The 9,743-nt window shown below is 68.8% G+C and carries 9 protein-coding genes; 2 read left to right on the forward strand and 7 right to left on the reverse strand.

The features are described 5' to 3' along the window. The 6 genes from NON22_RS15070 to hppD form a co-directional block, all read right to left on the reverse strand. Positions 1–555, reverse strand: a 555-nt coding sequence (locus NON22_RS15070) for a winged helix-turn-helix domain-containing protein (protein ID WP_257387772.1), incomplete at its 3' end; no start/stop codon positions are given. Positions 556–633: 78 nt separating this feature from the next. Further along, the gene (gene maiA / locus NON22_RS15075) at positions 634–1,305 is read right to left on the reverse strand and encodes a maleylacetoacetate isomerase (RefSeq protein ID WP_257387773.1); all 672 of its coding nucleotides are present in this window, start codon (positions 1,303–1,305) and stop codon (positions 634–636) included. Positions 1,306–1,613: 308 nt separating this feature from the next. Beyond that, positions 1,614–2,615 carry a fumarylacetoacetate hydrolase family protein gene (locus tag NON22_RS15080; RefSeq protein ID WP_257387774.1) on the reverse strand — a complete coding sequence of 334 codons (1,002 nt, stop codon included), beginning with the start codon at positions 2,613–2,615 and terminating at the stop codon, positions 1,614–1,616. Next, complete coding sequence (locus NON22_RS15085) at positions 2,612–3,142, reverse strand: hypothetical protein (protein ID WP_257387775.1); 531 nt, start codon at positions 3,140–3,142, stop codon at positions 2,612–2,614. Before NON22_RS15085 ends, NON22_RS15080 begins: the two co-directional genes overlap by 4 nt. Further along, complete coding sequence (gene hmgA, locus NON22_RS15090; RefSeq protein WP_257387776.1) at positions 3,139–4,440, reverse strand: homogentisate 1,2-dioxygenase; 1,302 nt, start codon at positions 4,438–4,440, stop codon at positions 3,139–3,141. The genes NON22_RS15085 and hmgA overlap by 4 nt, the downstream gene beginning before the upstream one ends. A gap of 60 nt (positions 4,441–4,500) precedes the next feature. After that, positions 4,501–5,586, reverse strand: coding sequence for a 4-hydroxyphenylpyruvate dioxygenase (gene hppD / locus NON22_RS15095; RefSeq protein ID WP_257387777.1), 1,086 nt, complete (start codon positions 5,584–5,586; stop codon positions 4,501–4,503). Positions 5,587–5,664: 78 nt separating this feature from the next. On the opposite strand from hppD, the gene NON22_RS15100 reads away from it, so the two are divergent. Further along, positions 5,665–6,114, forward strand: a complete 450-nt coding sequence (locus NON22_RS15100) for a MarR family winged helix-turn-helix transcriptional regulator (protein WP_257387778.1) — start codon at positions 5,665–5,667, stop codon at positions 6,112–6,114. A gap of 158 nt (positions 6,115–6,272) precedes the next feature. Here NON22_RS15100 and NON22_RS15105 read toward each other — a convergent pair whose 3' ends face one another. Beyond that, positions 6,273–7,550, reverse strand: a complete 1,278-nt coding sequence (locus NON22_RS15105; RefSeq protein ID WP_257387779.1) for a S1 family peptidase — start codon at positions 7,548–7,550, stop codon at positions 6,273–6,275. Between the two features lie 581 nt (positions 7,551–8,131). On the opposite strand from NON22_RS15105, the gene NON22_RS15110 reads away from it, so the two are divergent. Then, on the forward strand, positions 8,132–9,643 hold the full coding sequence (locus NON22_RS15110; protein ID WP_257387780.1) for a hypothetical protein: 1,512 nt from the start codon (positions 8,132–8,134) through the stop codon (positions 9,641–9,643). Positions 9,644–9,743: the final 100 nt, after the last annotated feature.

Here is a 9,743-nt window from a genome sequence, read left to right on the forward strand (position 1 = left end):
CCCGAGGCCGAGGCGGCGGCGCAGCGCAGTCCTTGCCGGCGCCGCTGTCGATGTCGGCGTTGCGGCGGGCGTCGATAGCGCGGCCGGCGGCCGCGTCACGGCCGGGTCGGGTCGCGCATCGACTGCCGCAACGACCGGCGGCATCGGTGGATCGGCGGGCGCAGCGCCCGACGCGAGCGGCGGCGGGATCGGCTCCGGCGCATCGGCGGTGTCCACTGCGACGGGGTCGACGGCCGCCTCACCGCCGGCCGATCGCAGCGGCATGACCCAGCGGTAACCGAAGCCGCTGACCGTGCGTATCGTCGCCTGGGTCTGCGCGTCGTCGCCGAGCAGCCGCCGTGCGCGCGCGATCAGCTGGCTGACCTGCACGTCGGCCACGTCGACGCGGCCCCAGACGGCGGCGACGAGCTCGTCGCGGCCGACCGCGCGCTCGCGCTGCTGCAGCAGATAGACGACGAGGTCGAACACGCGCCGCGGCAGCGCGACGGCGGCGCCGGCGCGAAACGCTTCGCGCCGCGCCGTGTCGATGCGCCAGTTGTCGAACTCGTAGATCATGCGGCCGATTATGGCCGCTGCCCGCGCTCGCGCCAGAGCGCCGCGCCGGACATCGCCGGCGCGGCGGCCGATGGCGGATCAGCTCTTCGGCGCGTCGGGCTGGTTCTCCGGCCGTGCGCGCTCGAACGCGGGCAGCTTCGCGCATTCCTCGGCGATGCGGACGATGGTCGGATACTCCTCGAGCGCCACGCCCCAGCGCCGCGCGTTGTAGACCTGCGGCACGAGGCAGATGTCGGCCAGGCTCGGATCGTCGCCTTCGCAGAACTGGCCCGTCGACGGGTTCTCGGCGAGCAGCGCCTCCAGCGCGTCGAAGCCTTCGCTTATCCAGTGCCGCGACCAGCGTTCGCGCTCCTCGGCCGGCGTCGCGAACTCGCGTTCGAGGTACTGCAGCACGCGCAGGTTGCCGAGCGGGTGAATGTCGCAGGCGACGATCTGCGCGAGGCCGCGCACGCGCGCGCGGTCGCGCGCGGTCGGCGGCAGCAGCTTGAGCTCGCCGTCGTAGGATTCGTCGAGGTATTCGATGATGGCCATGGACTGGCGGATCACGCGTCCGCCGTCGAGCAGGGTCGGAACGACCTCCTGCGGATTGAGCTGGGCATAGTCGGCCGAATGCTGCTCGCCGCCGTTGGCGGTCAGGTGCACCGGCACGATGTCGTAAGGCAGCCCCTTGAGGTTCAGTGCGATGCGTACGCGATACGCGGCGCTCGAGCGCCAGTAGCTGTAGAGCCGCAAGCCTTCCGTCGTCGACATCGCCGAAACTCCTCGAGGGTCAGAATCATTCGTTCGCAGCGCGGCTTCCATGCCCGGCTGCTTACCCCCACAACCCCGCCAAACATCTGCGGTGCAGACGTTTGGCCGCCCCCTTGACTCAAGGGGGCTCCACAAATGCAAAAACAGCAGCGGCGTGTACGGAGATCGTGCCGCAAACCTGCGGGACCACGACCGGCCGCTGCGCCGGGCCTGCGGCGAATCTACTCCGACGCCACGGCCGCGCCAACCACGCGGACGAGCCGCGAAACCGCGGCGCCGGGCCGTCCGGCCCGGCGCCGCCCGCGTGCTCAGGGCGCGCGCATGGTCTGCTCGATCGCGCCGAAGATGCTGTTGCCGGCGCGGTCGAACATCTCGATGCGGATGCGGTCGCCGTAGCTCATGAACGGCGTCGTGGGCTTGCCGTCGCGCAGGGTCTCGACGACGCGCTGCTCGGCCAGGCAGGACGCGCCGGTCGTGGTGTCCTGGTTCGCGATCGTGCCGGAGCCGACGATCGTGCCGGCGCTCAGCGGCCGCGTCTTGGCCGCATGCGCGACGAGCTGCGCGAAATTGAACTGCATGTCGACGCCGGCCTCGGGCGCGCCGAACCAGGCGCCGTTCAGATGCGTGGTCAGCGCGAGATGCACCTTGCTGTCCTGCCAGGCGTCGCCGAGCTCGTCTGGCGTCACGAACACCGGCGACAGCGCCGAGCGCGGCTTGGACTGCAGGAAGCCGAAGCCCTTGGCCAGCTCGTCGGGAATCAGGTTGCGCAGGCTCACGTCGTTGATCAGGCCGATCAGCTGGATGTGGCCGGCCGCATCAATCGGCGTGACCGCCATCGGCACGTCGTCGGTCACCACGACGATCTCGGCTTCGAGGTCGATGCCGTAGGCCTCGCTCGGCACGACGACCGGATCGCGCGGGCCGTAGAAGCCGGCGCTGGTCGCCTGGTACATCAGTGGATCGACGTAGAACGACGCCGGCACTTCGGCCTTGCGCGCCTTGCGCACGCGCTCCACGTGCGGCAGGTAGGCGCTGCCGTCGACGAATTCGTAGGCGCGCGGCAGCGGCGCGGCGAGCTGGGCCGGATCGAGCGCGAACACGCCCTGCAAGGTCGACAGGCTCTCGCCGGCGACGGCCGCGTTGAGCCGCTCCGACAGCGCGTTCAGCCGCGGCGCCGTGCTGCTCCAGTCCTCGAGCGCCCGCTGCAAGGTCGGCGCGATGCCGTCGGCGCGCACGGCGTGCGAGAGATCGCGGCTGACCACGATCAGGGTGCCGTCGCGGCCGCCTTCCTTGAGACTTCCGAGTTTCATTGTCGCTTCGCTCCGAAATAGGGTTTGTCGCACAACGCGCGCTGCGCGGCCAGATCGGCCTCCAGCGCGCTGACGGTTTCGCAGGCCGCGCGCTGCAGGCGATAGCCGCAGGCCGACGGTACGACACCGCCGCAAGGGCTGCTGTCGTAACTGTAGAGCACGAAGCCGCCGTCGCCGCGCTGCAGGCCGGCCCAGCCGTACATCGAATCATCGCCCATGCCGACGCGCACGAGCGCGGCCGCCGCGCCGTCGCGGCGCGCCTTGGCCATGCAGGCCAGCGGCGCGGAATGATGCGTGCAATCGCGATAGCCCGCCGGCGCGTCGTCGTGCAGCGCGGAATACAGCGGCCAGCAGACGTCCTCGCCCTCGCCGGACGGCCGGTGCACCGCATCGAGCATGACGTTCTGCCAGGCGGGCGGGTCCCATTCGATCCCGGCCAGCGGATCGGCGCGCACGGCGGCCGGCGCGCGGCAGCCCGCCGCCGCGGCCAGGATCAGCAGCAACGGCAGCAGGCGGTACCGGCTCATCGCCGGTCCGGATCGAAGGTCTTGCGCAGGCCCTGCCAGCATTCGTGGTAGTCCTGCTGCAGCTGCGGCGAAGCGAGCGCCTGCGCCGTCGGGCGCAGCACCGCGCGCGCCTCGAACATGAAGGCCATGGTATCGACGATGTGGTCGGGCTTCGTCACGTCGGCCGCGCTGGCCTTGTCGAAGCTCGCCGCGTCGGGGCCGTGGCCGCTCATGCAGTTGTGCAGGCTCGCGCCGCCCGGCGCGAAGCCGCCGGCCTTGGCGTCGTAGACGCCGTGGATCAGGCCCATGAACTCGCTGGCGATGTTGCGGTGGAACCACGGCGGACGGAACGTGTCTTCGGCCACCAGCCAGCGCGGCGGGAAGATCACGAAGTCCATGTTGCCGACGCCGGGGGTGTCGCTCGGCGAGGTCAGCACGAGGAAGATCGACGGGTCCGGATGGTCGTAGCTGATCGAGCCGATCGTGTTGAACCGGCGCAGGTCGTACTTGTACGGCACGTGGTTGCCGTGCCAGGCGACGACATCGAGCGGCGAGTGGCCGATCGCCGCGCGCCAGAGCTCGCCCTGGAATTTCGCGACGAGCTCGAAGTCGCCTTCGACGTCTTCCCAGGCCGCGACCGGCGCGAGGAAGTCGCGCGGATTGGCCAGGCCATTCGAACCGATCGGACCGAGGTCCGGCAGGCGCAGTTGTGCGCCGAAGTTCTCGCAGACGTAGCCGCGCGCCGGGCCGTCGGGCAGCGCCACGCGGAAGCGGATGCCGCGCGGGATCAGCGCGATTTCCTGCGGCTCGAGCTCGAGCACGCCGAGCTCGGTCGCGATGCTCAGGCGTCCCTGCTGCGGCACGATCAGCAGTTCGCCGTCGGCCGAATAGAAATAGCGGCCCTGCATGTCGCGGTTCGCGGCGTACAGGTGGATCGCGATGCCGGCCTGCGCCGCGGCCGAGCCGTTGCCGGCATAGGTCACCAGACCGTCCAGGAAATCCACTGGCTCGTTTTCAACCGGCAGCGGCAGCGGATCCCAGCGCAGCTGGTTCGGCGTAGCCGGGGCTTCGTCGAAACGGTTGTGGAAGCGCGGCTGCGCGAACGCGGCGAACGGCCGGTGCAGCACGGCCGGGCGCAGCCGGTACAGCCAGCTGCGGCGGTTCTGGTGCCGCGGCGCCGTGAACGCCGTGCCCGAGATCTGCTCGGCGTACAGGCCGTACGGCGCGCGCTGCGGCGAATTGCGTCCCTGCGGCAGCGCGCCCGGCAGCGCTTCGCTCGCGTGTTCGTTGCCGAAGCCGGAAAGGTAGTTCGGAGCCATCGTTTCCCGGTTGGTGGGCTCAGCCCACAGTCGCATCGAGGAGCGCCGCGCGCGGCGCGATCACAGAACGCCGCGGCGCATCTGGTCGCGTTCGATCGACTCGAACAGCGCCTGGAAATTGCCTTCGCCGAAGCCTTCGTTGCCCTTGCGCTGGATGATCTCGAAGAAGATCGGGCCGATCGCGTTCTGGGTGAAGATCTGCAGCAGCTTGCGCTGCTTGGTCTCCGTGTCGGCGTCGATGAGGATCTTGTTCTTCGCCAGGCGCGGCACGTCCTCGCCGTGGTTCGGCACGCGCTGGTCGATGACTTCGAAATACGTGTCCGGCGTGTCGAGGAATTCGACGCCGGCGCGGCGCATGGCTTCGACCGTCTCGTAGATGTCGTCGGTGAAGCAGGCGATGTGCTGGATGCCCTCGCCGTGGTACTGGTCGAGGTATTCGTTGATCTGGCTCTTCGGATCGGACGATTCGTTCAGCGGAATGCGCACGACGCCGTCGGGCGCGGTCATCGCCTTGGACACGAGGCCGGTCTTGCTGCCCTTGATGTCGAAGTAGCGGATCTCGCGGAAGTTGAACAGGCGTTCGTAGTAGTCCGACCACTTCTGCATGTTGCCGAAGTACAGGTTGTGGGTCAGGTGGTCGATAAAGGTCAGGCCGAAACCCTTCGGGTTCTGCTCGGCGCCCGGAATCGGCTCGAACTCGCCGTAGACGTCGCCGCCGTCGCCGTAGCGGTCGACCAGATAGAGCATGCAGTCGCCGATGCCCTTGATGACCGGCGTGTCGACCGCGCGCGTATCGGCCTTGTGGTCGACGTAGGCGCCGCCGTTCGCGACGGCCTGCCCGGCGACCCAGTCTGCCGGCTTCTGCACGCGGATCGCGAAGCCGCAGGCGCAGGGACCGTGGGCCCTGGCGAAGTCGGCGGCGAAGGAATCCGGATCTTCGTTGACGAGGAAATTCACGCCGCCCTGGCGATAGAGCGTGATCGGGCGGCTGCGGTGGCGCGCGACGGCGGTGAAGCCCATGCGCTTGAACAGCTCGTGCAGAAGACGGCCGTCGGCCGCGGCGAACTCGACGAATTCGAAACCGTCGATGCCCATGGGATTGTCGAACTGGGTGGGCTTCATGCCGAGATTGGGCTGGGCGCTCATGGCGGGCTCCTGCAGGCTTGCATCGGTGAGGCGGCCGTTATAGTTTCAACTGAAACCAATTGCAAGGGATACCGCCGCATGGCCGGCAACACGCCGCTGGAGCTGGAAAAGTTCCTGCCCTACCAGCTGTCGGTACTGTCCAACACGGTCAGCCAGGCGATCGCGCGCGAGTACGCCGACCGCTTCCAGCTCTCGATCACGCAATGGCGCGTCGTCGCCGTGCTCGGCCGTTACGACGGCCTGTCGGCGCGCGAAGTGGCCGAGCGCACGGCCATGGACAAGGTCGCCGTCAGCCGCGCCGTCGCCGAGCTCATGAAGGACGGCCGCGTGCGCCGCGCGACCGCCGACCACGACAAGCGCCAGTCGGTGCTGAGCCTGACGGCCAAGGGCCGCAAGGTCCACGCCGAAGTCGCGCCGCTCGCGCTCGAACACGAACGCCGCCTGCTCGCGCATCTGGATGCGGACGAACAGCACTGGCTGGGCCAGATCATCGACAAGCTGCTGAAGGCCGAACGGGCGCTGGCTTAGCGTCCCGACCCGACCGCCGCCGCGCTCGCCATTCCTGCCGTCGTCGGCGGCCGGAACCCGCGCTCCCGTCCGCAACGACGTTCGCCGGACAATGACGCCGACCGCCCCAGGTCCGCACGGAAAGGCGAGCCTCGCGAACGAGGCTCGCCCCGCCGCGATCACGGCGTCACGGGATAGCCGCTGTACAGACGGATGACGTCGGCCCAGTCCTGGAAATACATCGTCGTCCCGCTGCCGCCGGTCACGCTGCCTTTCGCGCGTACGCCGTCGCCCATCAGCGAAAACACCGGGCCGCCGCTGTCGCCGCCGCGCACCGCGGTCGAGCCGTTGATCTGCGTCGTCTTGATCACGCCGTAGATCGTGTAGCCGCAGTCGCCGTCGGAGTCCGGCGTACTGCACGAGACCGAGATGTTCTGGCTCGACCCCGTCTTCAGACCGCAGATGACGGTGCTGTAGTAGTAGCCGCTCGTGAATCCGGACTGGCACAGCAGTTCGTTGGCCGAGTGATACCCCCAGCCATAGACGTTCTTGTAGTCGTTGCCGTTGGGCTGAACGTTGTCGAACATGCGGTGATAGCCGCCCGCGTCGATCAGGATCAGATCGTAGGAGTAGTTCTCGCGCGTCACCGGGCCCATGTACTGGCCGTCGAAGCCCTGGTAGCCGACGTCCGGCGCGGTCGCGCAATGCGCGGCCGTCAGCACCCAGGTACGGTTGTACGCGCGGATGCCGAAGCCGGTCGTGCAGAGACCGCGCACCTGGCCGCTGCGGCGCGACTCCCAATAGCCGCCGGCATTCCAGGCCGGCGAATCGTTGGTGCGGCTCGCGAGTTCGATCGGCGCGTCGGCGATCGCGAGCGTGATCGGCACGCCGAGATCGAGACCGGCCAGTACCTGCTCCGCGGATGCGATACCGATCGCGCCCGCCTTCGCGCGTGCAGCGGCGCGCTCCTTCAGCGTCGCGCGCGGCATCAGCTCGACGTCGAGGCCGGCGCCGTCGTAACGCATGACGACGGCCTGGATCTCGCTGCCGCCGAGGACATGCGCCCTCTCGTCGATCTTCGCTGCCGCGGCTTCGAGCTCGGCGAGCGAATAGGCCGCGGGCTTGATCGCGACGGCGCCGACCTTGCGCGCCTGGCCGACGGCCTTGTACATGTCGAGACTCAGCGGGCCCTTCCAGTACAGCGTGACGCCATCGCCCTCGAACGCGACGCCGGCAAAGCCGGAGCCCGGCGATTGCAGGTGCGCTTCGTACAGCGCCGTCACGGCCGGCTGCAGCTGCTCCTGCCGCCGCATGGTCGCGACGATCGCCGGATCGACGTGATCGAGAAACGACCGGGGTTTTGCGGCGGTATCGGCCGGCTCTTCGGACGCGCGGACCGTGCCGCACGCGAGGATCGCCGCGGCCAGCGCGACGAGGCGAAACAGGTTCTGTTGCATGACAGTTCTCCGTGTTCGGTCGCGCAGGCGGTTGCGAGCCCGCCCCGCGCGACGATTCGTTCAGGGGTGAGAATCGGGAAAAAAACGACAGCGGCGAGCGGATCACTGCATAGGCGCTCCTTCATGCAATTCCTGCACGTCAATGACGAGACCAAAGAGACATGTCTCAATGTGTACATATCGTGTCTCAGCGACGCAGATGAACGTGAGTGCAGAAATCGCGATGTCGCGACGCCGGCGACAGGCTCGGCGGAATATCGCGACGGCCGGCGGGCACTTGGCGGCGTTTGTTGCGCCGCTTGCGCGAACGCCGGAAGCCGCGCGCAGCGGCGCCCTTCGGGAGCGCTCCGGGCACACCGGAATTCGCCGCGGAATACGGCAGTTCCGCCTGCGCCCGTCCGTCTTCCACAACAGGCGTACGACAAGCGAACTGTGACTTTTTCCCATTATTCCAACGTTGCGCAGGCGTCCGAGGTTCCGCCGGAAACGGCGTGTTCCGGCGGTGATAGGAAGCCGGCGATTCGTACGCTTGAACTCGGTGCGAGGTCCGCTCCCCACTCGCGTCAGAGGGAGGTTGGAAAATGCAATCCGATGAACGTTGCGCCAATCCGGCGCAAGCCCGTTGCTTCCACGCCACACATCCGGCCGCCTGGTCCGCGCTCATCGGCTTCGTCGCGATACTCGGCCTGACGGCCGGCCGGCCGGCCCACGCCGCACCGGACGAAGCCGGCACCGAAATGCAGACGCCGGCCTGCCCGGACGGCATCTGCCGCGGCCTCGGCCATTCGTTCTACCTGCCGGCCATCAACGGCTTCGATCCGCCGAGCACCGGCAACGAATTCTTCGTCGACGCCCGCCTCGGCAGCTGCGCCACGCTGTCGCCGCCCGACGGCTCCGCGACGCGGCAGTTCCAGAACGCCGAAAGCATGGAAGAGCTCACGCGCCGGACGAGCTCCAGCTTCGAACTCAGCGGCAGCTACACGACGGCGCGACTGACCGCCCGGGGCTCGGTGTCGGCGATGACCGGCGCGGACGTCGCGACCACCCAGCGCATGACCAGCACCCATATCGACATCACGACGCCGACGCGTACCGTCGATTTCAATCAGCGCGGCCGCGACTGCTTCTCGAAGGCCAACGTCGATCCTTCCGACGTGCAGCAGTTCGAGGCGCTGCCGCTGATCCGCGCCGAACGCGCCGGCCAGCAGAGCGAGTGGAATCCGTACGTGACCTACCTGCAGCGGCTCGGCTCGCACATCCAGGTGCGCCAGGTGCTCGGCAGCCGTTTCCAGCGCTGGGAGAGTTCGACGGCCAGCACGGCCGACATCCTGAACATACTCAAGGCCAAGGCCTGCGCCGGCATCGAGGGCAACAATCCGACCACCCTGGGCTGGAGCGTCGACGGCTGCGCGGCCTACTCGCGCGAACAGCGCGAACGCGCGTCGAAGACGCATTCGGAATGGCGCCAGATCGTCATGGGCGGAACGCCGCGCACGCGCGCCGCGCTCACGCAGGAAGTGACGAAGGAACGCGTCGACGCGTTCATCGCGAGCGGCGGACGCGGCGACCAGCCGATCCGCTACGGCTTCAAGCCGGTCTGGGAACTGTGGCTGCAGATCTACTCGCCGCTGTGCAAGGGCGACGGCTCGGACGACTGCAAGAACCTGCAGCGCGCGTACAACCTCAAGACGGCCTACGAAGGCCTGCTCGCGATCGGCTGCCCCGAACAGACCGGCCGCGACGGCCTCGTCTACCAGGCGATCGCGCCCGCCGGCGAGCCCAACGCGCTCGGCATCCAGGCCTACGGCTGCTTCGCCGAGCGCACCGGATGCCGCTCGAATCTCGACTGCCGCGCCGGCGGCGGCGGCCTGCAGTGCTACTGCTACGGCGCGAGCTGTCTCGACCAGGGCGAGGGCATCGCCGGCACCAACCTGCTCCGCACTCGCGTGCGCGGCTCGCAGGAGGGCAACTTCCGGAGCGGCGTCAACAATTCCTGCCGGGTCCGCGGCGGCATCGGCAGCACCTGTTCCTGCGACACGGGCTGGAGCAGCGGGCTGCCGCGGCGCGATCTGTTCGTGCAGCCGACGCAATAGCGTTGCGCGCGCCGCAGCGCGTCCCGTCGGACGCGCTGCGGCTTGGGTGCTCGCCGGCCCGCGCCGCTGCGTACCACCGGCGGCGCCGGCGCGGCATCGC

This window comes from Tahibacter caeni (assembly GCF_024609805.1).
Lineage (GTDB): Bacteria > Pseudomonadota > Gammaproteobacteria > Xanthomonadales > Rhodanobacteraceae > Tahibacter > Tahibacter caeni.

Bases quoted from the DNA above. Each gene is read 5' to 3' on its own strand.
- NON22_RS15110 (WP_257387780.1), top strand. From the start codon at position 8,132: ATGCAATCCGATGAACGTTGCGCCAATCCGGCGCAAGCCCGTTGCTTC.
- NON22_RS15100 (WP_257387778.1), top strand. From the start codon at position 5,665: ATGGCCGGCAACACGCCGCTGGAGCTGGAAAAGTTCCTGCCCTACCAG.
- NON22_RS15080 (WP_257387774.1), bottom strand. From the start codon at position 2,615: ATGAAACTCGGAAGTCTCAAGGAAGGCGGCCGCGACGGCACCCTGATC.
- maiA (WP_257387773.1), bottom strand. From the start codon at position 1,305: ATGTCGACGACGGAAGGCTTGCGGCTCTACAGCTACTGGCGCTCGAGC.
- NON22_RS15105 (WP_257387779.1), bottom strand. From the start codon at position 7,550: ATGCAACAGAACCTGTTTCGCCTCGTCGCGCTGGCCGCGGCGATCCTC.
- hmgA (WP_257387776.1), bottom strand. From the start codon at position 4,440: ATGGCTCCGAACTACCTTTCCGGCTTCGGCAACGAACACGCGAGCGAA.
- NON22_RS15085 (WP_257387775.1), bottom strand. From the start codon at position 3,142: ATGAGCCGGTACCGCCTGCTGCCGTTGCTGCTGATCCTGGCCGCGGCG.
- hppD (WP_257387777.1), bottom strand. From the start codon at position 5,586: ATGAGCGCCCAGCCCAATCTCGGCATGAAGCCCACCCAGTTCGACAAT.